The organism is Taylorella equigenitalis ATCC 35865 (assembly GCF_000276685.1).
Classification (GTDB): Bacteria; Pseudomonadota; Gammaproteobacteria; order Burkholderiales; family Burkholderiaceae_B; genus Taylorella; species Taylorella equigenitalis.
This window is the reverse complement of record NC_018108.1, coordinates 1,597,072-1,622,557: the sequence shown is the minus strand read 5'-3', so window position 1 is coordinate 1,622,557 and position 25,486 is coordinate 1,597,072. Positions and strand designations below refer to the sequence as shown.

Here is a 25,486-nt window from a genome sequence, read left to right as displayed (position 1 = left end):
TACTTTTTTAATGATGCCTAATTTTACTAAATTCAAAACAACTAATTACTTATTATCTTTTTTAATTCTAGGGTTGCTTGGGGGGTGTGGTTATAAAACCGATTTGCATTACCCTACAGAGTCTGAACTTCAGCAAATCAAAGAAAAAGAGGCGAGGATAAAAGCACGCAAAGAGGCACGTAAAAAAGAACGCAAAAATGCTAGAAAAGAGGCTACTAAACCTACTGCCGATAAGGTGTTGAATAAGAAAGGTAATAAAGCTCCTCAAACCACTAAGAAAAAATCGCAAACGCAATCCAATTCTCAATCTGAGTATACACAAAAACCTACAAAATAATATTAGGAAAGTATGTTGTTTAAACCTGTATCAAGCCCATTTATAGCCTATAAAAATGATAAGCTTTACATCGAATCATTATCAGTAAAAGAAATTCAAAATAGACTTTCAACCGAGTCTCCTTTTGTTTTGTATTCTAAAAAAGCTATTGAAAGTGCTTGGGATGGGTACAAAAATATTCTTGGGAAGTATCCAAATTCTCTTATTTGCTATGCGGTAAAGGCTAATTCAAATCTTTCCCTACTTAAATTGTTTGTTAGTCTAGGAGCAGGTTTTGATATCGTTTCTGGTGGTGAACTTAAGCGATGTTTAGAGGTTGGTGCAGATACTAACAAAATAATTTTTTCAGGTGTTGGTAAGCAAAGTTGGGAAATTAAACTTGCATTAGAGAGTGGAATTAAATGTTTTAATGTTGAAAGTGAGTTTGAACTAGAAAACATTGCCACTATTGCAAGGGAACTAGGTTTAAAAGCTAGGATTTCATTGCGAGTCAATCCTGATATTGATGCACGCACACACCCATATATTTCTACTGGATTAAAAGAGAATAAGTTTGGTATTGATTTTTCTAGGGCTTTAGATGTTTATCTTTATGCTGCGTCTATTGATGCACTCGAGATTGTAGGTATTGACTGTCATATTGGGTCTCAGATTTTAGAAATAGAGCCGTATTTGGATGCGGCTGATAGAGTTATTGAATTGATAAAGCAAATTCGATCTCACGGAATTTACTTAAGTCATTTGGACATTGGTGGCGGGGTTGGTATACGTTATTCAAATGAAAATCCAATTGATATAGTATGCCTGAGAGCAAGCATTGATGCGAAATTAAGAAGTGCTGGTTTGGAGCATATGCTTGTTATTATGGAGCCTGGTCGTTCACTAGTAGGTAATTCTGCGATTCTTGTGGCACAAGTTTTAGGAATTAAAAAAACGGATTATAAGAATTTTGCCATTATCAATGCAGGTATGAATGATTTAATTCGACCAAGTTTGTATGAGGCATATCATGGTGTATTGCCAGTCCAGATTAGAAAGGGCGAAGCTACAAAATATGATATTGTGGGGCCGATTTGTGAAACGGGCGACTGGCTTGCAAAGGACCGTAAACTTGTATTGCAAGCTGGAGATCTGATAGCAATTGAGTCTGTAGGTGCGTATGGGACGTCAATGGCTAGCAATTACAATTCTAGACCATTTTTAGCTGAATATTTGGTCGATGATGCCGAGCTTTGCATGATACGCAAAGCTCAGGGTTTAGAGGATATTTGGAGGCTCGAGGCTGAGTTGATATCAAGATGTTAAATCAGTTTACAAGCCTGAATTAAGTTCACAAGTCTAAACGAGCCTAAATTACAAGAAAAACAGGGTTAATTGCTACTTCCTGAATTTGGAGTAATTGATTTAATCAAATCGCCTATGCCGTCAGGTGCCTGAGGTCTTGTACTTATAGAAGTAAATACGGGTGCTACTAAATGAGTAGTAGGAAGACCGTCCACACCTACATTTGCAATTGCTTTTCCTGGAGGATACTCTTTTAGATAATAATTTCCTCCTGCTTCAATTATGCCTTGAGGTTTAGGTGTAGGTTTAGCTTGTGGTATATCTTTAAGTGCTACTTGCATAAAGTCAATCCAAAGTGGCATAGCCAAACCACCACCAGTCTCGCGATTACCTAGTGGTGTGGGCTGATCAAATCCTAACCAAGTTACCGCAACTAACTCAGGAGTATATCCCACAAACCAAGCATCAACGGAACGGTTAGTAGTACCAGTTTTTCCGTGTAAATCTCTGCGTTTTAGTATGGCAGTAGCACGAGCACCGGTACCCGATGTAGCTACTCCGTGCAATAAGTTATTCATAATCCAAGCTGTGCGAGCATCTATCGCTCTGTTAGCTTCATCTCCAGCCTTGATAGGGCGTGCTTTCATAATAATGACAGGTTCAGTTTCCTGTACATTAAGATCCTCTACATAATCGATTAGATATGGATTAATTCTATATCCGCCGTTAGCGAAGATTGAGTAGCTTGAAGCCATCTGAAGAGGAGTAACACTACCTGCACCTAAAGCCATAGTCAAGTATGCACCTTTAGGAGGTTGATTCTTCATATCAAAACCCATACGAGTTAAGAATTGTGCAGTGTAATCCGCACCTGCAATTTTAAGAACACGTATGGAAACCATGTTTTTTGATTTATATAAACCTCTGCGAAGCGTTTGGCTCACTGTATACGAATTACCGTAGTTTTTAGGTGTCCAAGGCTTACCTCCAGTTTGACGTCCAGAGAGTACAAAAGGCTGATCGGAAATGTTGGACTCAGGAGTTAATCCTTTTTCTATGGCGGCTGCATAAACAAAAGGTTTGAATGTAGAGCCTGGTTGACGCCATGCCTGTGTAGTTCTGTTAAATCCACCATGAGTAAAATCAAAACCACCAATCATGGCCTTAATAGCACCATCTTTAGGGTCCATTGCAATTAAAGACCCTTGTACGATAGGAAGGTTAATAATGCTCCACAGATATTCGTCTTTAACTTTGATTTGTTCAAGATAAACTACTGAACCTCGTTTAATTCTGACTTTAGAATCTGCATTTGATTTAAGGGCTCTTTGGACAGTTTTAAGTTGGTCCTTTTCTAACTCAATAACTTCTCCAACATTACGCATAACAGTAACTTTGCTAGGACTTGCACTCAACACAAGTGCACCGATTAATTCGTCATTATCTGGGTAGTCCTCATGCATCTTAGATAGAATATCGACCATTGCATCTTGATCGTTTTCTACGCCAGCTGGCAAATCAATATTTCCTGCTGGGCCAGGATAAGGCTTACGTCTTGTGTAGGACATAACACCATTTCGAACAGCTTTATAAGCAGCTCTTTGGTCATCAGATTTGACCGTAGTCACAACTTTAAGACCGCGACCGTAAGTATTTTCCCCGTACATGCTATATATAAGCTGACGGGCAGTTTCAGAAACGTACTGCCCAAAAAGTGTGTAATTTTTATCACGCTCAACTTCGACGACCTGGGGAACAAGGGGCTCCTTAAGGGCATCATCCATCTGTTTTTGAGTTATGTATCCAAGTTCAACCATCCTACCAAGGACATACTTTTGTCTAATTTTTACTGCTTTCAAATTAGTGCGTGGATTTGTGCGGGAAGGAGATTTTGGGATTGTAGCTAAGGCCGCAGCTTCTGCTAGTGTGATATCTGATAGGGACTTGTTAAAGTAAGTTCGTGCTGCAGCTGCAAAACCATATGATCTATGACCTAAATAAATTTGATTCATGTAAAGTTCAAGAATCTGGTCTTTGGTCAATGTTTGCTCAATTTTGTATGTAAGCAGTAACTCATAGAATTTACGAGTAAGTTTTTTCTCAGATGATAGGTAGAAATTACGTGCTACCTGCATAGTTATGGTACTTGCACCCTGACTGTGACGACCAGAAGTAAAATTCGCTAATACCGCACGTCCCATAGACTTCCAATCTACACCGCCATGATGGTAAAAGCCATCATCCTCAGCTGAAAGTATGGCCTGCCTCATAATTAGAGGGATTTCTTGAAGATTAAGAACGTTACGCCTTTCATCTCCATATTCTCCTAAAAGTACTCCATCGCTAGAATATACATACATAGGTAACCTAGGTTTGTACTCTGTCATAGCATTTAGGTCTGGCAATGACGACCATGTCATCTTGATAGCTAATACGGCTACCAATAAGAAGCACAAACCTAAACCAAGTAAAAATACAAATGGTTTTAGGATATATCGAGAAAAGAAAGACCCGCCTTTTGCTTTGGAGGGTTTTTTGGAAGTGGTATTTACTTTTTTACTCATATGGCAATTTTATCCCATAAGCAAAATTTTTAAGTCAATTAATTTGCTAAATGTTAAGATTTAAATCTAATGAAATGGCAATGATTATGACAAATAGCTTTTGTGCCCATTATCTAGCTCTTTATGCAACAAAAGAATCGGACTCTAAAGGAAGACTTCATATAGAGCCTGAGGATCCTGCCCGTGGGGTTTTTCAAAGAGATAGGGACCGTATAACACATAGTACTGCATTTCGCAGACTAGAATACAAAACTCAAGTGTTCGTAAATCACGAGGGTGATCTTTTTCGCACACGACTTACTCATACCTTAGAAGTTTCACAGATTGCCAGAGCCATTGCCAGACAGCTACATTTGAATGAAGATCTTGTAGAATCCATTGCCTTGGCACATGACCTTGGGCATACTCCCTTTGGTCATGCGGGCCAGGATGCACTTAATGATTGTGTTAAAAGATATGATCCAGATGGTTATGGATTTGAACATAATATGCACAGTCTGCGGATTGTGGATTTGCTCGAGGAGAGATATGCAGATTTTCCAGGGCTTAATTTAAGTTTTGAGACCAGGGCAGGGATTCTAAAGCATTGTTCACGTAAAAATGCCCAACGATTGGGTGATGTTGCTATGCGATTCCTCAATGATGAACGCCCTAGTCTAGAAGCTCAAGTGGCAAATGTGGCGGATGGCATTGCCTACAATAATCATGATATTGATGATGGGGTAAGATCTGGACTAATCAGTTTAGAGCAGCTACAAGAAGTGGAGCTTTTTAAGGACCACTTTGACGTGGTTATGAAGGAGCATCCAAACTTAAAAGGACGTAGGATTATATCTGAAACTACACGTCGCATGATTAATACATTAATTGTGGATTTAGTTGAGCAGACTCAAAAGAATATATCAAATCACGCCGTGCAGACCGCTGAGGATGTAATTAGAGCACCATTTCTTGTTGAATTTACTCCCGAGATGGCTCGAAAAGAGCAGGAGTTGCGAAAATTTCTTATGGATAATCTTTATAGGCATTACAAAGTTTTGCGTATGGCCTATAAGGCAAAAACAATAATCACGGAGTTATTTGAAGTATTTATGGAGGAGCCGAGGTTATTGCCACCAGATTATCAGAAAAAGGGTAGGGATGATTTAATTCTTTCAGTTACGGATTATGTAGCTGGGATGACTGATAGGTTTGCTATTAAAGAGCATAAGAAAATTTTTAATGTGAGTAATTAGCTGATTCACCCAGCTAACTACTCACAAAAAAGCATCACAATTAAAATTTAAGTTCAAGGTCTAGATAAGCGTTTCTGCCTACACCTACGAAAGAGGAATCGTTTGTGGAGGATGCGGGGATATATTTTTTATCAAAGATATTATTCACCCCAAAATTTAAAGTCACATCATCGAATATCCATTTCTGATGATTTAATCGCCAACTACCTTTTAAGTTCGCAATTGTGAAGCTTTTATCTACATAGGTGTAAATTTCGCCCCACGATTCTATGGTTTTAGGATTTTGATATGGTTTGAACCAGTGATTTACATCAAAACCTATAGAAAAATTAGGATTTATATCATAGGATAATTCGACCCTTAATTTATCTGCAAAAGACCTAAGATTTTCTCCATTTTTGGAGTTTGTAAGTTTTAGATGCTCGTAGCTACTTCTTAATGTTAGGTCATTTATGGAATAGTCTAAACTTGCTTCAAATCCATGTCTTTTTGCTTTTGCCACATTCTGATATTGTGCATAGAAACTTGCATCTTTTGGTTTGCCTAATTCTCGCAATAATTTTATTGAAATCATATCCCTGATACTTCCATCGAAATACATGAATTTGAATTTCAGGCGGTCATTTGATGTAAGTAGGGCATTTTGATCTAATGCTAAACCAAACTCTAATTCACTTGAGGTTTCGGCTTTAAGATTTTTATTAGGTATGTAATGATAGTGAGGATTTAGAGCTCCTTTTGAGGATGTTTCGTGCGGAGTTGGACCTCTGAAGCTTTGTGCATGTCCAATTAGAAAGGCTAGATTGTCTGTGAAATTTAGAGAGAGAGCTACTCTAGGGGAGAATCTACTTGCCTTATATCCTTCTGCACCAGGCTTTTTAATCGTTCGATCGTAATTATCGTACCTTCCACCTAGAGTTAATCCGATTCTGCTAAATTTCATTTCGTCCTGAACATACAAACCCCAATCTTTGTAACTTGCGGGATGTGATCCAAAATCGCTCACCTCTCCATTTCTTACAAAATGAGCATCCTCGGTTCTGTTTTGATAATCAACGCCAGCAACCAATGTGTGTTCTAGAGAACCTGTATTGAAATAGGCAACGTTTTTAATCCTAAATCCTTTTCTTTTATCAGTGTTGGAGTATTCACCATTGCCATCAGATTCATCGTATTTTCGATAATATTCAGCATTCGATTTATAAATTTTTGCTTCTAAATTTATCCAATCTATATTTTTAGGCTTAAATGAATAGTCGAAAATATAGTCACGTTGCGTTAATTTTCCATCTATAAACAAATCCTTATCGTTATGCCAAAGGGTTTGCCAAACAGTTTTAAGATTCTCTTTATAATCGTAAATAGAAAATGTGGCTCTTTGCTCATCGGTTAAGTCAAATCCAATTTTAAATAGACCTGTTTTAATGGTTTCATCGTTATATCCAGTGTCATTACGTACCTTTTGACCTGAAGAACCTTCTTGCAAAGTACCACCATCAGCAAATTTCACATCTCCGAATTTTGCCCTTTTGCCATATAGTAGAAAATCTATTTTTCCTAAATCCGCATAAGCTGCAGCTCTAGTGCTGTGCATATTATTGGACTCATATCGCTGCCCCAACATAAATCCAAATTTTTTATTTTCACGCAAAAAGTCATGGGCGTCTTTTGTAGTCATGCCTACAACACCGCCGATAGCTCCGCTGCCATGAAGAATTGATGATGAACCTTTAACAATATCTACATTTCTTAAAATATCGTTGTCAGTTCTAAAACTTGAAATGTGATTAGAGAATAAATTTGCAGATCGCTTAACTCCATCCTGTTGAATAATAACTCTTTGTTCCTCTTGATAACCAAAGCCCCTAACAGTAAATTGGTTACCTATCTGACGGCCATAATCTCCTCCAGTAGTAATGCCAGGCACGTTTGCAATTGAATCGATAATATTTGATTGTGAGAGAAGTCCAGGGTTTTTAACTACATTTACAGACCCAGGATAAAACTGCGTATCTGAATCGTATAGGTTGGCAATGACCGTAATATCAGAAATCTTTGATTGATTTTTCTTAGTTATATCGCTTGAGTTAGTTTTTTTATTTGTCTGTGTTTTTAAAGCTTGTGCATGTAAATTCAGAGATAAAAGTGCTAGAAGTACTGCAAGGGAGGTTGAACGCATGATAAAGTAGGGTAGTATTGAGAATGAGAATCATTATCAGCACTTGAAATAATGAAGTCAACAAATAACTAGAAATATAAGTCGTTTTGTGGATAACAAAATACATATTCAAATATTTTGAATGGTTTTGTTGCCAGTTTAGATGTAGGTGGGCTTTAGTTTATATGACCATAATGAGCTATAGAACTCTAGCTAAATAACGACCTGTTTCACTTCCTTCAAAAGAAGCGATATCCGAAGGAGTCCCTGTGGCAATGATTTCCCCTCCACCATTGCCACCTTCTGGTCCGAGGTCAATAATCCAATCGGAATTACGGATAACATCTAGGTTGTGTTCAATCACAATAACAGTATTTCCGCCGTCCACAAATTTTTGTAAAACTAGCAATAATTGGTTGATGTCTGAGAAATGAAGACCCGTAGTAGGCTCATCCAATATATATACAGATCGCCCTGTGTTTCGCTTAGCTAGCTCCAGAGCCAATTTCACGCGCTGTGCCTCACCTCCAGACAATGTCGTCGCACTTTGACCAAGCTTAATATATCCTAGTCCGACCTCTATCAATGTAGATAATTTACCGTGAATCTTAGGAATGTTTGAAAAGAAATCGCATGCTTGCTCTACCGTCATTTCAAGTACGTCGCTTATATTTTTGCCACGATAATAAATTTCACGTGTTTCACGGTTATATCGCGTTCCGTCACAAGCTTCGCATTTGACATACATATCAGGCAGAAAATGCATCTGAACTTTTTTAATGCCGTCACCATCACACACGTCACAACGCCCCCCTTTTATATTAAACGAGAAGCGACCAGCGTCATAACCTCTTTGCCTTGCATCTTTGGTGGATGCAAAAAGTTCACGGATGGCTAGAAAAACTCCAACATAAGTTGCAGGATTACTGCGTGGAGTTCGCCCGATAGGACTTTGGTCAACGACGATAGCATTGTCCAAGAACTCCAATCCATGCACTTCATCAAAAGGTTGGGATTCTGCGAGTGAACGATTTAAAGTTCGCATTAATGTGTTGGCAATAGTCTCGTTCACAAGTGTTGATTTTCCAGACCCTGATACGCCAGTTACGCATACAAAACGACCAAGTGGAATTTTTACATCCACATTTTTTAGATTGTTCCCGCGGCAACCAGTAAATTGAAGCCATTTCTGATTATCATCTAAAGTACGAGCATTGCCACTTGGCATACTTAATTTACCGCTCAAATACTTGCCAGTAATAGAGTTCTCGTCTCTTAATATTTTATCGATGGCACCTTGCGAGATGACCTCTCCGCCATGCTCTCCAGCTGCTGGTCCCATGTCCACAATCCAGTCAGCTTCTCGTATCATGTCCTCATCGTGTTCAACAACGATAACGGTATTTCCAATATCACGAAGATTTTGCAGTGTGCCAATTAGCTTTTCGTTATCGCGCTGATGTAAACCAATTGAGGGTTCGTCCAAAACGTACATCACACCAGATAGACCTGATCCGATTTGAGATGCAAGTTTTATTCTCTGAGCCTCGCCACCAGAAATGGTGTCTGCACGTCTATCTAGGGATAGATAGGATAGTCCTACATCGTTTAAAAATTTAAGACGATTTATGATTTCTCGAAGCATAGGAGCTGCAATTTCAAAACGTTCTCCCTCGAGTTTGAGATTGGAAAACCAATTTAAGCAGTCACTTAAGGAGAGCCCCTCAACTTCAAAAATGCCAAGTCCAGTCATAGATCCTGATGCCTTATCTAAGACGTCAACAGGGAGGTCATAAGAGCCAACACCATGTTCGCTCTCATGTATGTCCACACATTCAGGACAACTCGCGCAGTCAAAGCCAACCTCAGGACCGCTCTCAGTGCGAATATCGTCACCTATCATTACAAATCGAGCTTCCTCACGTAATCGAGATCCCAAACAAGAAGGGCATATAACATTAGTTCTAAGCTTGCTCAATGCATCACGAACATTTGTCGACTCTGTAGTTTCCCAACGCCTTTGCAAATTTGGGATAATCCCTTCAAAAGGATGGCGTTCAATAATTGTGCCCCCATTTTCTTTTAAATAAGGAAAGCCAATTTCTTCTGTACCCGACCCATGTAAGATAATATTTTTTATTTCATCTGACAGTTGCTCAAACGGCTTATCCAAACTAAACCCATAGTGTTGAGATAGGCTACCCATAATGCTTCTAGTAAAGCTGTTACGCATATCCCATCCAGAAATTGCACCTCCATTAATACTAAGTGATGGCAGTGCAACCACCTTCTGCTCATCGAATACATCTAGATGCCCAAGACCCTTGCAATGCGGGCAAGCACCAATGGGGTTGTTAAAACTAAAAAGCCGAGGTTCAAGTTCTGGAATTGCATGGTCGCAATGAGGGCAGGCATAGTTGCTAGAGTAGATATCTGATTTAACTGATGCCCCTCCATCGTCCCTTTCTAAAATCAAACGCCCACCTGATAGTTCATACGCCATTTCTAGACTTTCTGCTAAACGTTGCTTATTTTCAGGTTTTGCACGAAGCCTATCAACAACAAGTTCAAAGTCATAAATCTCACCCTCGCTAAAATGTGGTAGGCTTTCGAGTTGATAAATTTCTCCATTAACTCTTGCTCTGATAAAACCTTGTGAAATTAATTGTGTAATCTTAGATTTCAAATCGTTTATCGCATCCAATCCACAAACTTGGGTGGCAATAGGTGCGTATATAACCAACTTGTCTTCATTGGCTTCTTCAAGAATGGAGTCCACAATCTCAGTAACGCTAGTGGCAATAAGAGGCACTCTGTGCTTTGGACAGTAGGGCGTACCTACTCGTGCATATAGTAAGCGCAAATAGTCGTGTATTTCAGTGGTTGTGGCTACGGTAGATCTAGGATTATGGCTTGCGGACCGTTGTTCTATGGCAATAGCTGGAGACAATCCCTCAATCAAGTCTACATCTGGTTTGCCCATTTGTTGTAAAAACTGTCTAGCATAAGGAGATAAACTTTCTACATATCTTCTTTGCCCTTCCGCAAATAATGTATCAAAAGCTAAAGACGACTTACCTGAACCTGAAACGCCCGTAATAACTACGAACTTTTCTCTAGGTATGTCTATAGAAATATTCTTTAGATTATGAGTCCTAGCCCCACGTATCCTAATGAAATTATTCATAATCCTAAAGCTTTGCTAAAATTTACGACTAATCGATTATTTTAACCTAGCAAGTATGGCTAAAGATAGTAAAGTTTCCTTTACGAGCTTGGAGAAAAAAGCTTCTTCATCATTGGCGTTTTTATTTGCAATCCGCATGTTAGGATTGTTTTTACTAACACCTGTATTTTCAGCAGCAGCAGTAGAACTTCATGGTGGAGATCAAAAATCACTAGTCGGACTTGCTATAGGTATGTACGGTATCACCCAAGCCATCATGCAACTTCCATTTGGATTTTTATCCGATAGATTTGGTAGAAAACCAGTAATAATTATCGGCACTATTTTGTTTATATTAGGGGGAATAGTTTGTGCTCTGGCTGAATCCGTACACTTGGTTATGATTGGTCGGGCCATACAAGGTGCAGGTGCAGTATCTGCTGCAATCACAGCGTGGGTTGCCGATGCTACTCGTGAGGAAGTTCGAACCAGAGCTATGGCTATGGTTGGCTCTTCAATTGGTCTGTCATTTGCTATGTCTTTAGTATTAGGTCCTTTACTTGTTGACTGGCTTGGATTAAGCGGGCTATTTTGGGTCATATCAGCTATGGGGGTTGTTTGCCTTGGCATTGCCACCTTTGTTACTCCAGTAGTCAAAATTAGTACTAAGTCTATGTCCGACGCCTCAATTAAAAGCGTGTTTTTTTCTCCTGAGCTTTTGCGTCTAAATTTCGGAATGTTTGTTCTACATGCATCACTCATGGCACTGTTTGTCTTATTGCCCGATATGTTTGGGCGAATGGGGATTCAAGTAGGTAAGTTGTGGATGGTTTATCTGCCCGTAATTTTAGTCGCTATCATGGGTATGATTCCAGCTATTATAAAAATCGAAAGGGGGTATAAGCACCGCGAAGGTCTGATTTTTAGCGTATTAACACTCATGATAGTAGCTGGTCTGTGGCTTATTGATACGCACACTATGTGGTGGTCTGTAGTACTTCTTATTGGTTTTTTTACAGTTTTTAATCTTGTTGAAGCTCTCATACCTTCAATGGTTTCAAGGGTTACACCGGTTGAACATAAAGGGTTGGCAATGGGTCTTTACAACATGGCTCAGGCCATAGGCGTAGCATTTGGTAGTTTTCTAGGCGGGTTTATTCTTCAATACAACAGCGAAAGATTATTATTTTTAGCACTAGTGCTACTTTATGGAGCGTGGCTATTAGTCGCTAATTCAAGTAAATTCACATCCTCAAAACCAACGTAGACATTTTTATCCACCTCCTTAAAATCTGCTCCATTTCTCCATAAGCTAAAAAAGCTATCATTTAAAAGGAGAAAAAATGGCAAATTTAAATAAAGTAACTCTAATCGGTCATTTAGGTCGTAATCCAGAAATTAAGGTCAATAAAAACAACGCAAAAGTTGCCACCTTAAGCATTGCCACATCAGTAGTTTGGGTGGACAAAGCAAATTCTGAACGCCATGAAAGAACTGATTGGCATCGCGTGATTTTGTTTGGAAATCTAGCAGAACTGGCAGAAAAGTTTTTAAAGACGGGAAGCCATGTTTATATCGAGGGCAGGCTTCGCAACAGAAAATGGGAGGATGATGACGGAAACGATCAGTACATCACCGAGATATATGCTAGTTCCATGCTTATGTTAAATCGACCACCTAGTCAAGATAATGGCTCTTTAGAATCTGAGGAACTAGAAATTTTGGAGGAGGTGTAAAAGGGGTTTAATTTTTTAATTAGAGTAAAATTACTTAAGTTAAATTTTAATTGGGATATTACATGTCGGTTAATAAAGTAATTCTCGTTGGTAGATTGGGAAATGATCCTGAGGTTCGCTCTGGCACTGAAGGTAGAGTTATTTCTACTGTGAGTATAGGTACCAACTCTGTATGGAACGATAAATCTTCAGGAGAGCGTCGCGAAGAGACAGAATGGCATAGAGTTGTATTTTTTAACCGACTTGCAGAAATTGCCCGAGATTATTTACGCAAGGGTACTCAGGTATACGTGGAGGGCCGTCTAAAAACCCGCAAGTATCAGGATAACCAAGGGGTAGATAGATATACCACTGAAGTTATCGCCGATAATTTGCAGATGCTTGGAAGTAAGGGTGACTCAGATGGTCAGAGGGGTTCCCGCACTGACGGAGGCTATTCTCGTGAGCCATATAATCCAAGGGGTAATTCCAATAGTAGTTCTGGTTTATCTTATGCTCAAAGCCAGTCAAAAGATGATTCAAGAGGAACCGCACCTAACTACGGTAGTAGTTCAAACGGTGGTACCTTAACTGATGATATTCCATTCTGATTTCTTTTTATGGCCCGCATTTATGCGGGTTTTTTTGTGAGTAAGATATGAAAAAATTACTTCTTTTATTTAGCTTGTTTGTGGCGTGCTCGGGAGCATATGCCTCTGAAGATGATGCAATAATGTTTACAGTTGTGGATATTTATTCAAATTACACACGTGTAATAGAAGAAAAAAATAAGGATTTTGCAAGTGAAAAAATAGATCCACGTTGGGGTGATCTAAGAAAATTTATGAATGAAGAACTTAGGGAACTTTTTGATGCTGCTAAATTGCACGATGCAGGTATCAAAGAAACCGACTTAAGTTCACCTAAATATTGCCTAAATCCTATGTGGGGTATATATGGAGAGTGGCAGGATCTTGAACCATCTGAAGTTGCTTATGCAAGTAAACATGGATCTGCAACTGCAACTTTTCTTCAATTTAAAAACGATCCATCATCTAGAAAAACGGTTGAATTCAAACTTATTTGTCCTCTTAAAAGCAATTCTGGATGCGGTGGAAAGAAATATTGTCTGGTTAAAGACTTTATTAATGAACATGGCCAAAGCTTAAAAGAGGCACTTAAAAAAAGTGAGTGTGGAGAACAGTTGAGAAAATCTAAGGAAAAAACTAATCCCAATAACAAAGAATTAAAAGGAATTAATAAATTTATTAAGGGTAAGGAAGTTATCAATTCTATATATGAGCCAAGCATTAGTGCATTTTCTTCCAAATCTAAGGGAGATGATGCCGTTTTGAATCCAACAGTTTTTATTTGGGGTGACTTAATGGCTAATGCCAGTGAGAGTCTTCAAAAAAAATTAGAAGAAGCAATAGCTCATGATGAGGTCATAATTGAGAAGTCTGACCCATCATTGCCACTTCCTGATAAAGAACTTTGTTATTTAAGAACTTCTCAGTGGTCATTGTATGGTAAACAAGAAGTGGTCGACCCTTCAACTCCAACCATAAAATGGGGCGATTCATTTTTCGAAGTTGAATTTCTCGCCAATAAATCAGATGAAAGAACAAGACGTTATGTTAACTTTTATATGGACTGCAATGATGATACATGTAAAGTTTTAGATATTATTGATTCAGACGGCAGTAGTTATGATACTTTTTTGAGTGAATGCATAACAAAATATAATAGTTTTTCGAATGGATGCATAAGAAAATAATTTAAAGCCACGCATCTTAATAACATACCAAATAACAAACCCCCAGTAAGTTAAAACTTTTGGGGGTTTTGATAGAATTTATTTAACTTTATTTTTTGTTTACTTCTTTTGCACCACCAGAAATTGGTTTTACTTTGTCCATCCAATCTTCATAACCTGCTTCTTTCATCTCGCTATATGGAATGAATTTAAGGCTTGCACCATTAATGCAATAACGCAAACCACCAAACTCTTTTGGACCGTCGTTAAACACATGACCTAGATGCGAGTCAGCTGCACTACTGCGAACTTCAGTGCGAGGATAGCCGATTTTAAAGTCTTTTTTCTCATGTACGTTATCGTCTTCTATTGGTTTAGAGAAGCTTGGCCATCCGCAACCAGAATTGTATTTATCATCAGAGCTAAATAACGGTTCTCCACTAACGACATCTACATAAATACCAGGCTCAAAAAGATTATCGTAGGCGTGACTGAAAGCAAATTCAGTACCTTCTTCTTGAGTAACCCTATATTGCTCAGGAGTTAGTATTTTCTTAAGTTCCTCATCCGACGGTTTTACATAAGTAGTTTCATCAAAGCCTTTTTTCATTTTTTTTACTCCTTCAAGAGGTTTATCGGCCAAACTCAAATCAATATGGCAATATCCATTAGGATTTTTGATTAAGTAGTCTTGATGATACTCTTCAGCCATATAGAAGTTTTTAAGTTGCTGATTTTCTACTACTACTGGCTCAGAATATTTTTTCTGAAGTTCTTCTAAAGCTTTAGCAACTATTTCTTTATATTCAGGTTTTTCATAGTAAATACCAGTACGGTATTGAGTACCACGATCATTACCCTGTTTGTTAAGGCTAGTAGGATCGATGATTCTAAAATAATGAGCAAGTATTTCTTGGATACCTATCTTATCGATATCGTAAGTTATTTTTACAGTCTCTGTGAATCCAGTGGTTCCCGTGGTTACGAGTTTATAGTGTGGATTATCCACGTTGCCGTTTGCGTAACCTGAAACTGCATCGACAATGCCAGGTATTTTTTGGAAATATGCTTCAACACCCCAGAAGCAACCACCTGCTAAATATATAGTTTCTGTACGAATTGGAATTTTACTTTCTCCTGTTTTGGACTCTTTAAAATAAGTTTTTTCGGTTTCCTTAAGATCAGCATCTTTATTATTTATTAAAGCTATAGCCTGTTTTTTGCTTATGCTACCTTTAATAATTCTTTGTGGATTTAGGTTTTTGTCTAATAACACCCATGATGGATAAACCTTTATACCCCATTTTTTTGCGTGCGTCCCTTTAGGATCTACGTATATAGGGAAACTATCTGGTTTATATAGACCAGATTGCTTAGCCCATTTTTTAAATGCCTCTTCAGATTTTTCTGAAAGATATGAAGGGGAGGCAATGGTAATGAGATTTACATCTTTAAAAGCCTCATCTTTAATCCATTTTTCTAAGTCTGGTATTTCACCTAAACACAATGGACACCAGCTAGCCCAAAATTTAATTAAAGTAGGTTTAGATGTATCTATATTGAAACTTTTCTCATCCACATCCTTTAGCATCGCCAAAGAATTATTTGATATAGATTGCGAGCATGCAATCTGTGTTGAAGCAATTAAGAATATGGAAAATAAAACTTTCAAAAATTTAATCATAGGCAATACTCCTATTCAACAGTCACACTTTTAGCTAAGTTTCTAGGTTTATCAACATCTGTACCACGAGCAAGGGCAGTGTGATAAGCCAACAACTGCAAGGGTACAGTATGAAGAATTGGAGATAAATGCCCATAATGTTCGGGCATTCTAATAACATGCATTCCGTCAACAGGTGTGATATGTGTGTCTGCATCGGCTAACACATATAGTTGTCCTCCTCGAGCTTTAACTTCCTGCATATTTGATTTAAGTTTTTCTAGAAGATTATCATTAGGTGCTATGACTACGACAGGCATCTCTTTTGTTACTAATGCCAAAGGTCCGTGCTTTAACTCTCCTGCAGGATAAGCTTCTGCGTGTATGTAACTAATCTCTTTTAATTTCAATGCACCTTCTTTAGCAATAGGATAATGAACCCCACGTCCTAAAAATAGTGCATGCTCCCTCGGTGCGAATTTTTCAGACCAAGCAATGATTTGAGGCTCAAGTGCAAGAATCGAAGATATGGCAACAGGCAAATGACGCAATTGCTTTATAAAGGAATGAGTCTGCTCTTCAGAAATTTTATTTTTTGATTGAGCCAAACAAATTGTAAGAATAAATAATCCAACTAATTGAGTAGTGAATGCTTTTGTAGAGGCTACTCCTATTTCAACACCAGCCCTAGTAATGAAATTAAGCTTACATTCTCTGACCATGGCAGATGTGGAAACATTACAAATAGTTAAAGTGTTCTCCATACCCATAGAACGAGCATGATTTAAAGCTGCCAAGGTATCGGCCGTTTCTCCAGATTGTGAAATAGCTACTACAAGATTATTTGGATTTGGAACACTTTCTCTATAACGATATTCAGAGGCTATCTCTACCTCGACAGGTATCTTAACTATGGATTCAATCCAATATTTTGCAACCATACCCGCATGATATGAAGTTCCACAACCCAGGATTAATAATTTTTGGGTTTTATTAAATATCTCTGCTGCACCTTCACCAAATAATTCAGGATTAATAACTTCCAAGTTTTGTAATGTATCTGATACTGCACGAGGTTGCTCGAAAATTTCCTTTTGCATATAGTGGCTGTAAGGACCAAGCTCAGCAGAAGCTGTGTACGAATTTACGTGACTTACCTTTCGTTCTACTGGATTATGATTTTCATCAACAATTTGTACAGAATCAGTCGACACGAAAGCTACATCACCTTCCTCAAGATAGATGATATCGGAGGTGACACCAGCTAATGCAAGGGCATCAGAGGCAACATAGTTTGATTCATTTGCTCCACCTAATCCAATCACTAGAGGTGACCCTTTTCTAGCAACAACTAAAACTTCTGGCTCAGATTTGGCAATGATAGCAAGTGCATATGCACCTTTCAGAAGTTTTGTTGCTTCTTTTACGGCATCAAATAAATTGCCTTTATAAAGGGATTTAATTAAGTGTGCGATAACTTCAGTGTCAGTTTGGCTTTCAAACTCTACACCTTTTTGAGAGAGTTCTTCTTTTAGAGACTCGTAATTTTCTATTATGCCATTGTGTACAAGTCCTATAAAAGGGGAGTCATCTTTAGATGAAAAATGCGGGTGTGCATTATAAGTTTCGGGTGCTCCATGAGTAGCCCATCTTGTGTGGGCAATGCCTATGCACCCCTCAAGTTTTTCAGTCTTAACCTGATTTTCTAACTCATGAACTCTTTGTGTACTTCTTGTTCTACGAAGTTCTCCATTTTGCAAAACGGCAACACCACATGAGTCATACCCCCTGTACTCAAGCCTTTTAAGCCCTTGTATAAGAATAGGTGTTACATCTGATTTATTTGAAATTCCGCCAACGATACCGCACATATTGCCCTCCCACCACGTTTAATAAAACGGTAATAAATTATAAGCAAAAGGGTAGACACCACGCCTACCCTTTGAAATATTACGTAATTGTAATCAATCTATTTCAGAACTTTCACAAGAACTCTATCGATCCTGTGTTTGTCCATATCGACTACTTCAAAGTTATAGCTATTCCACTCAAATGACTCAGTTTCCCTAGGAATATGTCCTAGTTTATGCATAATTAAACCTGCAATTGTGTGATAATGTGCCTCCTCATCGGAAGACGCATCTATGTCTTCGTTAAAGATTTCTTTAAATCTTTCTAAAGTCATAGTCCCTTCTATTAGCCAGGTTCCATCTTTGCGCTGAACAGCATCTAGCATTTCATTTTCATTCATAGGAATTGCATGGCCAACTAAAACAGTCAAAATATCCCTAAGCGTGACTACACCTTCAACTTCTCCGTATTCATTAATAACAACTGCTATTTCAGATTTGTGTTCTTGCAATGATTCCAGAAGATCCATGGCACTGATATTTTCTGGAACGAATTTAACAGGCTTCATGGTCTTACGTATATCAGTTGGTTCACCCCTAATTTGCTGCTCAAACAATGAGCCCGCATCCACAATACCGATTACATTATCTAACTGCCCATCAACCACTGGAAATCTTGAATATGGGCTGTCGGCAATAATAGTAAGGGTGTCTTTAATCGGAGCATTTATATCAATGTAGTGGATTTCGCTCCGTGGAGTCATTATGGTGGCAATATGCCTGTCGTCAAGGCTTAAAGCTCGTTCAACTATATTGTGTTCAGTCTTTTCGAATAGGCCCGCAGTAGCCCCTTCATGCAAAATGCCACTTATATCTTCTTCCGTTAAACTATTTTCTTCTTTTTTGGAAATACCAATTAATTTAAGTACTAAATTAGTACTAAATGATAGTATCCAAACAAAAGGTGCCACTGCCTTAGATAGAATGGTCATGGGTCTTGATATTACATTTGCTATTTTTTCAGGGTAGTGGATGGCCAATCTTTTTGGGACAAGTTCTCCAAAAACTATCGATAAAAAAGTTATTGATATCACAACAATTGCTAATGATATTTCGTTAGAGTAATTTCCAAATAATGGGGTTAAAATGGGGGTCAATTTCGATACCAATGAAGCTTGACCAAAGGCACCAGAAAATATTCCAATTAGGGTGATACCAATTTGGACTGTAGATAGAAATCTTGCTGGGTCATGTTGTAGGGCCAAGGCTACTTTGGCTGATGTTTTACCTTGTTCTGCTTGTTTTTGGAGGCGAGTTTTTTTGGATGAGACTACTGCAATTTCAGACATGGCAAATAAGCCATTTAAAAAGGTTAGGAATAATATTATTAATATGTCTATCATAAAGTTGGTGCCACCACCATTTAGCAAAAAAGATTTTTAATTTTATTGATTTTACTTTTTTAAATTATTACAGGATACAGACTTTAATTTAAGGAGGAAAACGATGATTACATTAGCTGAAAATTTTAGAGCACTTGAACAAAGAGTAAATGAAGCTTGTAAGCAGGCAGGAAGAGAACCAGGTTCAGTGAACATACTTCCTGTTACTAAGACATTTTCTCCAGATACCATACGTATGGCTATTGATTTAGGCTATCACAGATTTGCCGAAAATAAAGCTCAGGAATTGAAGGAAAAAGCCATAGAACTTCAAGATTACGACCAGTTGCAGTGGGTTATTATTGGATACTTGCAGACCAATAAATCCAAGGAAGTAGCCACATATGCTTCAGAGATTCAATCATTAGACAGAATTGAACTAGCTAAAGCTCTTGATAATCGCCTTCAAGCAGCAGGTAAATCTATTAAAGCATTAGTGCAAGTAAAAACTAGTCCCGAGGTGTCTAAAACTGGCTTAGAAATTAGTGAAGTTCCTGCATTTTTAAATGATTTAAAAGAATCTGGAATACAAACACTAGACTTGCAAGGTTTTATGACCATTGCAGAAAATACGGAAAACCAAGACGATATAAGAAAGTGTTTTTCAAGTCTACGAGAATTAGCAGAAAGATGTCGTGACATTACTGGTTTGGCATTGCCACAATTATCTATGGGTATGAGTGGGGATTTTGAAATTGCAATACAAGAAGGTGCAACCGAAATCCGTATTGGTCATGCATTATTTGGAGAGAGAAATAAAACTTAGTTCTTCTCTTCTTTTTGAGCTTTTTTAAGCTTAGTTTTAATTCTATTTTGTTTAAGGGCAGAGAGTTTTTCTACAAATACTTTGCCCATTAGATGATCAAGCTCATGTTGTACGCAAATAGCTAGTAGTCCGTCTGCTTTGAATTCGAATGCATTGCCATTTTGGTCTAAGGCTTTAACTCGAACCTCTGAAAATCGCTCTACATTATCATATATCATAGGAACCGACAGGCAGCCTTCTTCGTGAATCACTTTTTCTTCGCTTATGCCGATAATTTCGGGATTAATGAGAACTAAAAGATCATTTCTTTCTTCAGATACGTCTATTACAACTATCCTTTTATGAATATCTACCTGAGTGGCAGCCAATCCGACACCATTTGCAGCGTACATAGTTTCAGCCATATCTTCGACAATTTTTTTTATAGACTCGTCGACAACATCAACGTCTTTAGCAATTTTTTTTAACCTTGGGTCTGGATACTTAAGTATAGGTAGAACAGCCATATATTTTTTTAAAAATGTTAATCACGTAATTATAGTAAAAACTCGTATGGACCAAATTGTCCACCCTCTTATAAATAATGAATCACAAATCTATACTGAACTTTTTAAGATGCACATGGACAATTTAAAATCATTATTGAAATTATCTTTTATAGAGGAAATTCCTCCCAAGTTATTTTATTTTTTAGTAACTCATTTTAAAGAGGCAAAATATGTATACCAGACTACAGAGCGAGATTTTAATTTTGCACTTAGTCTTTTTAAATCTACTGGTGGAAATTACAAGGGAGATATATACGGACTTCTTCATAAGAACAACAATATTGCACAAAGTCAGTTAAATAGAACATTGGATTGGTTAGATATTGATGGCAATGCTGTCTTAACTATCTTTGAAGATGATTATCCAGAATTGTTAAAGAAACTTCCTGATCCTCCAGTATTACTTTATCTTAGTGGAAAAAAGCAGACACTAAAAAAACCATGTATTGCGATTGTAGGTTCTAGAAAATCTTCTTATCAGTCGAATTTCACTTCAAGAAGTTTCGCAAAGGGCATTGCCAACAATAATTATTGTGTTGTTAGTGGGCTTGCTAGAGGGATAGATTCAAATGCACACATTGGAGCATTAAGTAGTCAAAAGGATTTAAGTACGATAGCTGTTTTGGGGTCGGGATTGGATATTATTTATCCAAAGGAGAATGTTGAATTGGCAGAGCAAGTTAAATCAAATGGGTTGCTTATCTCTGAGTTTGGCTTGGGTTCTGACCCTAAGCCTTTTCATTTTCCTGCTAGGAATAGGATTATTGCTGGCTTGTCCCTTGGTGTTGTCGTGGTCGAAGCGGCACAGAAAAGTGGGTCTTTATATACGGCGGAGTTAGCTATGGCAAATGGTAGAGATGTTTTTGCCGTTCCAGGTTCTGTTCTTACTAATGCTCATAAAGGTTGTCATAATTTGATTCAGCAAGGTGCTATGCTAGCGGATAGTGCAGAATTTGTTATGAATAATATTGCGTGGGGTGCAGAAAATATAGAGATACATAATACTTTGGGATATTCTGAAATAACATTGAGCCCACACCCCCTTGACTCAATTGGGGAGCAGGAATTTACAATAAACGATTTGAGGAAGGCTTTGGATATGCCTTTGGATTCTGCTATCGAGCAATTAGTCCTATGGGAAACTGAGGGTAGAATTACAAGACTTTCCACAGGCAATTACCAGAAATCTTATATTTGTTAAAATCTTAGTTTTTATTTGAGTATCATCACTGTGTCCGATTCAGAGGCTTTAATTAAATTTGATCATGTGACCTTGGGTTATGGTGCACATGTCATCATCTCTGACTTGCATGTGAGACTTCATAAGGGTCAGATTATTGCTCTTATAGGTGGGTCTGGCTCTGGTAAAACAACAATTTTAAGAGCCACTACTGGTCAGCTTAAGCCACAAGCTGGGCGTGTTGAATTGCTTGGCCATGATATAAGCAAAATATCCAAAAAAAAATTGGATTCTTTGCGTCAGCAGATGGGTGTGTTGTTTCAGCATGGTGCGTTGTTTACAGATTTAGGCGTTTACGATAACGTTGCCTTTCCGTTGCGAGAGCTTACGAATTATTCTGAAAGAGAAATTTTTAACAAGGTTTTAAAGACGTTAGATTCGGTAGGGCTTAGAACGGCTGCACATCTTAAGCTATCAGAGATTTCAGGCGGTATGGCTCGCAGGGTTGCTTTAGCACGTGCAATTATTCTTGAGCCTCAAATTATTCTTTACGATGAGCCATTTGCAGGACTGGATCCTATTTCATTAGGTATGACGGCTAAGCTTATTCGTGATACTGCGGATAGGCTTAATTGTGGTTCAATCTTGATTACACATGATATCGATGAATCTTTTGATATTGTTGATTATGTTTATATGATTGGACAGGGAAAGATTATTGCCGAGGGTACGCCTGACGAATTACGTGAATCTAAAAATGATTACGTTAATCAATTTTTATATGGAAAACCTGATGGTCCTGTTGTATTTGAGTACCCTGAATCTAACAGTTTTAGTGACTGGTATAAATTAAAGAGTGAGAAACTTGGTGTATAAATTCATATCACGTATCGGTGAACTCATCATCTCTGCAATTTGTGCAGTTGGGGCTTTTGCTAGATTGATGTGGTCTGTTTTTCTTAATGTTGCTTTTATATTCAAAAGACCTTCATTAGTGATTGAGCAACTACATTTTATCGGTAATCATTCGTTAATTATCATTGCAGTTTCTGGGCTTTTTGTTGGATTCGTTTTGGGATTGCAGGGTTATCACACCTTGTCTATGTATGGGTCTGAGGAGTCTCTTGGATTAGTAGTTTCTTTAGCTTTAACAAGAGAGCTAGGTCCTGTTGTTACCGCTTTGTTATTTGCTGGTAGAGCTGGGACTGCTACGACTGCTGAAATTGGTCTTATGAAATCAGGCGAACAGTTAGCTGCTATGGATGTTATGGGCATTAACCCAATTCGTAGGATTCTAGTACCTAGGTTTTGGGGTGGTACCATTGCTATGCCTATATTAGCTACTATATTTTCTGCGATTGGTGTTGTAGGTGGCTGGGTTGTCGGAGTCGTTCTTATAGATGTGGATTCGGGATCATTTTGGTCTCAGATGCAGTCTGGAACTGATATCGTAGAAGATATTTTAAATGGGTTTATAAAAAGTGTAGTCTTTGGTGTGGCAGTTATGCTTATTGCCCTTTTTGAGGGTTGGTATTCCGTGCCTACACCCGAGGGTGTCGCTAAGGCTACGACACATACTGTAGTGAAATCTTCTCTATGCGTTTTAGGGCTCGATTTTTTATTAACTGCTGTTATGTTTACATAGGTGTTCGGATTATGCACAGCAATAAAACAAATTTTTTAGTTGGGTTATTTTTTCTTTTGGGCTTGATAGCATTGGCTTTCCTTGCTCTAAAAGCAGGTAATTTAAATACCTACTCATTTGAAAAAACCTATCGAGTAGTAGCTAAATTTGATAATGTGGGCTCACTTAAAAGTAGGGCCGCTATTCGTAGCAATGGGGTTGTAGTTGGTCGTGTGAATTCTGTTGAATTTGATAATGCAGATTTTAAGGGCGTAGTCTACTTGGATCTGAATGAAAAGTTTAAATTTCCTATGGATACTTCAGCTACGATTATGACTTCAGGGATTCTAGGAGAGCAGTATATCGGGCTAACTCCAGGTGCTGAAGAATCAAATCTAAAAGATGGGGATGAGATTATGTTTACTCAAAGTGCTCTTGTGTTAGAGGAGTTGATTAGTAAGTTCCTATTCTCAACTGCTGAAAAAGAAGGAAATAAAAATAATGAAACCACACCTAATTCGAGCAATTGAAGTAAGTCTATTAGTCAGTGCTTTATCAGCATGTGTCACTGTAGAGCATCCCACAGATGGCGATCCTTACGAAAGTATGAATCGCACTATTTATAAAGTTAATAAAAAAGTTGATGAGGGAATCGTAAAGCCTGTTGCCCAACTATATGATACAGTTCTGCCAGGTGGGGCTAAAAGATGTATATCTAATATTTTTTCTAATTTGGGTGATATTTGGTCAGGTGTGAATAGCTTACTTCAGGGTCGAGGAGTAGATTTTTTCAACACCATGGGACGCGTTATTCAAAATTCTACTATGGGTGTTGGGGGTTGTTTTGATGTAGCTACTAAATCTGGAACCCCTAAAATTCCTAATGACTTTGGTACCACTTTGGCAGTTTGGGGTTTCAAAGAGGGTCCATATTTAATGTTACCAATTCTAGGTCCGTCTAATTTTAGGGATGGGGCAGGACTAATTGGTGATACTGTTGGTTCGTCTCTTGTATTTGCATCTCCATCAGCGATTGATAATGTCAAACTTAGAAATTCCTTAACTGGCTTAAAGTATATGGATGTTCGTTATCGTTTATTGCAAGTCGAAGATATGACTAAGGGGTTAGCACTTGACGAGTATGCGTTTTTGCGTGATGCCTATCTTCAAAACAGAAGAGCTTTAGTCAGAAGTAAACTGGAACCCAATGGTCTTTACCAAGAAGAATTGGCGGCAGCAAAAAAAGCTAAAAATCCTAAATCTGAATCCCTACCTCAATACGAAGACCCTGATTCAAATCTTCCTCAGTATGAGGATCCAGATTCTAACTTGCCACAGTACGAAGACCCAGAATCTCCATCTCAGTCATCAAGTCAATCTGATAAGCAATCTAGTTCTGACCCATCAGTCCCACAATACGAGGATCCTGAGTCAGATACGGGAGGATCTCAACCAGTTGCTCAGCCAATTGATCCATCAGTCCCTCATTATGAGGATCCAGGTCAGTAAATATATTGAAATATTATTAAGCATCAAACACGATTCATTTTCCTTGGTAATAAATTAATATAAGTACACACAAAAATAATCTAAGGAGGAGATATGACTAGAATTTCTAAAACTTTACTAGCAAGTTCTTTATTGGCTTTTACTTTCAGTGTTCAAGCGGCTGAAAATCCTAACGATTTCGTTAAAAAAGTAGCAGAAGATACTATTAAAGTAATTCAAAATGATTCTGCTGCAAAAAGTGGTGACACTGCTGCAGTACAAAGAATCGTTAACGATAAACTTATTCCAGTATCAAACATTCAAAAAACTACTCGTTTAGCTACAGGTCAACCTTGGAGAAAGGCTACAGATGAGCAAAAACAAGCATTAACCGAGGCATTTAAAAAGACATTGATTCGCACTTACAGTGGAGCATTCGCAAAAGTGGATGATTCTACTGAAATTATTATGGAGCCTTTCCGTGGTGATCCTAACGCAAACGATGCTGTTGTAAGAACTAAAATTAAGAATAATTCTGGCATTGTGGATGTTGACTACCGACTAGAAAAATCAGGCGACTCTTGGAAGTTTTATGATTTCAACGTAGAAAATATTTGGTTAATTCAAAATTACCGTAATCAGTTTGCTGGAGAAATAAATAAGGGCGGAATCGATGGTTTGATTCAAGCGCTCGAAAAAAATAACTAATG

At 38.0% G+C, this 25,486-nt stretch carries 21 protein-coding genes; 14 read left to right on the top strand and 7 right to left on the bottom strand.

Annotated elements, in window-relative coordinates; translation table 11 throughout:
* Positions 1–10: 10 nt before the first annotated feature.
* Positions 11–337 carry a hypothetical protein gene (locus tag KUI_RS07465; RefSeq protein WP_013521690.1) on the top strand — a complete coding sequence of 109 codons (327 nt, stop codon included), beginning with the start codon at positions 11–13 and terminating at the stop codon, positions 335–337.
* 12 nt (positions 338–349) lie between these two features.
* A complete protein-coding gene (gene lysA / locus KUI_RS07460) occupies positions 350–1,642 on the top strand; it encodes a diaminopimelate decarboxylase (protein ID WP_014840635.1) in 1,293 nt (430 codons plus the stop codon).
* Positions 1,643–1,707: 65 nt separating this feature from the next.
* Here lysA and KUI_RS07455 read toward each other — a convergent pair whose 3' ends face one another.
* Positions 1,708–4,185 (bottom strand): penicillin-binding protein 1A, encoded by a 2,478-nt coding sequence (locus KUI_RS07455; RefSeq protein ID WP_013521688.1) that lies wholly within the window; start codon positions 4,183–4,185, stop codon positions 1,708–1,710.
* A 50-nt stretch (positions 4,186–4,235) separates the two neighbouring features.
* Between KUI_RS07455 and KUI_RS07450 the strand changes: the two genes are divergently transcribed.
* Positions 4,236–5,420, top strand: a complete 1,185-nt coding sequence (locus KUI_RS07450; RefSeq protein ID WP_014840634.1) for a deoxyguanosinetriphosphate triphosphohydrolase — start codon at positions 4,236–4,238, stop codon at positions 5,418–5,420.
* A 40-nt stretch (positions 5,421–5,460) separates the two neighbouring features.
* On the opposite strand, the gene KUI_RS07445 is transcribed toward KUI_RS07450, so the two are convergent.
* Positions 5,461–7,599, bottom strand: coding sequence for a TonB-dependent receptor domain-containing protein (locus tag KUI_RS07445; RefSeq protein ID WP_014840633.1), 2,139 nt, complete (start codon positions 7,597–7,599; stop codon positions 5,461–5,463).
* Positions 7,600–7,777: 178 nt separating this feature from the next.
* Positions 7,778–10,765: an excinuclease ABC subunit UvrA gene (gene uvrA, locus KUI_RS07440; protein WP_013521685.1), complete on the bottom strand. Its 2,988-nt coding sequence runs from the start codon at positions 10,763–10,765 to the stop codon at positions 7,778–7,780.
* Between the two features lie 55 nt (positions 10,766–10,820).
* On the opposite strand from uvrA, the gene KUI_RS07435 reads away from it, so the two are divergent.
* The 4 genes from KUI_RS07435 (at position 10,821) to KUI_RS07420 (ending at position 14,236) form a co-directional block, all read left to right on the top strand.
* Entirely contained in the window at positions 10,821–12,011 is a 1,191-nt protein-coding gene (locus tag KUI_RS07435) for an MFS transporter (protein ID WP_013521684.1), read from the top strand.
* Between the two features lie 76 nt (positions 12,012–12,087).
* A complete protein-coding gene (locus KUI_RS07430; protein ID WP_013521683.1) occupies positions 12,088–12,480 on the top strand; it encodes a single-stranded DNA-binding protein in 393 nt (130 codons plus the stop codon).
* A 62-nt stretch (positions 12,481–12,542) separates the two neighbouring features.
* Entirely contained in the window at positions 12,543–13,070 is a 528-nt protein-coding gene (ssb, locus tag KUI_RS07425) for a single-stranded DNA-binding protein (protein ID WP_014840632.1), read from the top strand.
* Positions 13,071–13,117: 47 nt separating this feature from the next.
* Positions 13,118–14,236, top strand: coding sequence for a hypothetical protein (locus KUI_RS07420; protein ID WP_013521681.1), 1,119 nt, complete (start codon positions 13,118–13,120; stop codon positions 14,234–14,236).
* An 88-nt stretch (positions 14,237–14,324) separates the two neighbouring features.
* Here the strand turns inward: KUI_RS07420 and msrAB are convergent, their stop codons facing one another.
* From msrAB to KUI_RS07405, 3 genes are all read right to left on the bottom strand, one after another.
* Positions 14,325–15,899, bottom strand: a complete 1,575-nt coding sequence (gene msrAB / locus KUI_RS07415; RefSeq protein WP_013521680.1) for a bifunctional peptide-methionine (S)-S-oxide reductase MsrA/peptide-methionine (R)-S-oxide reductase MsrB — start codon at positions 15,897–15,899, stop codon at positions 14,325–14,327.
* A gap of 11 nt (positions 15,900–15,910) precedes the next feature.
* Positions 15,911–17,749: a glutamine--fructose-6-phosphate transaminase (isomerizing) gene (gene glmS / locus KUI_RS07410; RefSeq protein WP_014840631.1), complete on the bottom strand. Its 1,839-nt coding sequence runs from the start codon at positions 17,747–17,749 to the stop codon at positions 15,911–15,913.
* A 98-nt stretch (positions 17,750–17,847) separates the two neighbouring features.
* The gene (locus tag KUI_RS07405) at positions 17,848–19,131 is read right to left on the bottom strand and encodes a hemolysin family protein (RefSeq protein ID WP_014840630.1); all 1,284 of its coding nucleotides are present in this window, start codon (positions 19,129–19,131) and stop codon (positions 17,848–17,850) included.
* A 103-nt stretch (positions 19,132–19,234) separates the two neighbouring features.
* Here KUI_RS07405 and KUI_RS07400 point away from each other — a divergent pair, with 103 nt between their 5' ends.
* Complete coding sequence (locus KUI_RS07400) at positions 19,235–19,936, top strand: YggS family pyridoxal phosphate-dependent enzyme (protein WP_013521677.1); 702 nt, start codon at positions 19,235–19,237, stop codon at positions 19,934–19,936.
* Here the strand turns inward: KUI_RS07400 and def are convergent.
* Complete coding sequence (gene def, locus KUI_RS07395; protein WP_014840629.1) at positions 19,933–20,442, bottom strand: peptide deformylase; 510 nt, start codon at positions 20,440–20,442, stop codon at positions 19,933–19,935. The two genes, KUI_RS07400 and def, sit on opposite strands and share 4 nt — an antisense overlap.
* A 46-nt stretch (positions 20,443–20,488) precedes the next feature.
* Between def and dprA the strand changes: the two genes are divergently transcribed.
* The 6 genes from dprA to KUI_RS07365 all read left to right on the top strand — a co-directional run bounded on the left by dprA (position 20,489) and on the right by KUI_RS07365 (position 25,484).
* Positions 20,489–21,685, top strand: a complete 1,197-nt coding sequence (gene dprA / locus KUI_RS07390; protein WP_225972092.1) for a DNA-processing protein DprA — start codon at positions 20,489–20,491, stop codon at positions 21,683–21,685.
* A 30-nt stretch (positions 21,686–21,715) separates the two neighbouring features.
* On the top strand, positions 21,716–22,540 hold the full coding sequence (locus tag KUI_RS07385) for an ABC transporter ATP-binding protein (RefSeq protein WP_013521674.1): 825 nt from the start codon (positions 21,716–21,718) through the stop codon (positions 22,538–22,540).
* A complete protein-coding gene (gene mlaE / locus KUI_RS07380; RefSeq protein ID WP_013521673.1) occupies positions 22,533–23,309 on the top strand; it encodes a lipid asymmetry maintenance ABC transporter permease subunit MlaE in 777 nt (258 codons plus the stop codon). Before KUI_RS07385 ends, mlaE begins: the two co-directional genes overlap by 8 nt.
* Positions 23,310–23,320: 11 nt before the next feature.
* Positions 23,321–23,818, top strand: a complete 498-nt coding sequence (gene mlaD, locus KUI_RS07375; protein WP_013521672.1) for an outer membrane lipid asymmetry maintenance protein MlaD — start codon at positions 23,321–23,323, stop codon at positions 23,816–23,818.
* Positions 23,790–24,797, top strand: a complete 1,008-nt coding sequence (locus tag KUI_RS07370) for an MlaA family lipoprotein (protein ID WP_013521671.1) — start codon at positions 23,790–23,792, stop codon at positions 24,795–24,797. The genes mlaD and KUI_RS07370 overlap by 29 nt, the downstream gene beginning before the upstream one ends.
* Before the next feature lie 93 nt (positions 24,798–24,890).
* Positions 24,891–25,484, top strand: coding sequence for an MlaC/ttg2D family ABC transporter substrate-binding protein (locus KUI_RS07365; RefSeq protein ID WP_013521670.1), 594 nt, complete (start codon positions 24,891–24,893; stop codon positions 25,482–25,484).
* Positions 25,485–25,486 lie beyond the last annotated feature (2 nt).

Excerpts from the sequence above, each read along its gene's own strand:
- KUI_RS07465 (WP_013521690.1), top strand. The coding sequence starts at position 11 with ATGATGCCTAATTTTACTAAATTCAAAACAACTAATTACTTATTATCT.
- lysA (WP_014840635.1), top strand. The coding sequence starts at position 350 with ATGTTGTTTAAACCTGTATCAAGCCCATTTATAGCCTATAAAAATGAT.
- KUI_RS07455 (WP_013521688.1), bottom strand. The coding sequence starts at position 4,185 with ATGAGTAAAAAAGTAAATACCACTTCCAAAAAACCCTCCAAAGCAAAA.
- KUI_RS07450 (WP_014840634.1), top strand. The coding sequence starts at position 4,236 with ATGTTAAGATTTAAATCTAATGAAATGGCAATGATTATGACAAATAGC.
- KUI_RS07445 (WP_014840633.1), bottom strand. The coding sequence starts at position 7,599 with ATGCGTTCAACCTCCCTTGCAGTACTTCTAGCACTTTTATCTCTGAAT.
- uvrA (WP_013521685.1), bottom strand. The coding sequence starts at position 10,765 with ATGAATAATTTCATTAGGATACGTGGGGCTAGGACTCATAATCTAAAG.
- KUI_RS07435 (WP_013521684.1), top strand. The coding sequence starts at position 10,821 with ATGGCTAAAGATAGTAAAGTTTCCTTTACGAGCTTGGAGAAAAAAGCT.
- KUI_RS07430 (WP_013521683.1), top strand. The coding sequence starts at position 12,088 with ATGGCAAATTTAAATAAAGTAACTCTAATCGGTCATTTAGGTCGTAAT.
- ssb (WP_014840632.1), top strand. The coding sequence starts at position 12,543 with ATGTCGGTTAATAAAGTAATTCTCGTTGGTAGATTGGGAAATGATCCT.
- KUI_RS07420 (WP_013521681.1), top strand. The coding sequence starts at position 13,118 with ATGAAAAAATTACTTCTTTTATTTAGCTTGTTTGTGGCGTGCTCGGGA.
- msrAB (WP_013521680.1), bottom strand. The coding sequence starts at position 15,899 with ATGATTAAATTTTTGAAAGTTTTATTTTCCATATTCTTAATTGCTTCA.
- glmS (WP_014840631.1), bottom strand. The coding sequence starts at position 17,749 with ATGTGCGGTATCGTTGGCGGAATTTCAAATAAATCAGATGTAACACCT.
- KUI_RS07405 (WP_014840630.1), bottom strand. The coding sequence starts at position 19,131 with ATGATAGACATATTAATAATATTATTCCTAACCTTTTTAAATGGCTTA.
- KUI_RS07400 (WP_013521677.1), top strand. The coding sequence starts at position 19,235 with ATGATTACATTAGCTGAAAATTTTAGAGCACTTGAACAAAGAGTAAAT.
- def (WP_014840629.1), bottom strand. The coding sequence starts at position 20,442 with ATGGCTGTTCTACCTATACTTAAGTATCCAGACCCAAGGTTAAAAAAA.
- dprA (WP_225972092.1), top strand. The coding sequence starts at position 20,489 with ATGGACCAAATTGTCCACCCTCTTATAAATAATGAATCACAAATCTAT.
- mlaD (WP_013521672.1), top strand. The coding sequence starts at position 23,321 with ATGCACAGCAATAAAACAAATTTTTTAGTTGGGTTATTTTTTCTTTTG.
- KUI_RS07370 (WP_013521671.1), top strand. The coding sequence starts at position 23,790 with ATGAAACCACACCTAATTCGAGCAATTGAAGTAAGTCTATTAGTCAGT.
- KUI_RS07365 (WP_013521670.1), top strand. The coding sequence starts at position 24,891 with ATGACTAGAATTTCTAAAACTTTACTAGCAAGTTCTTTATTGGCTTTT.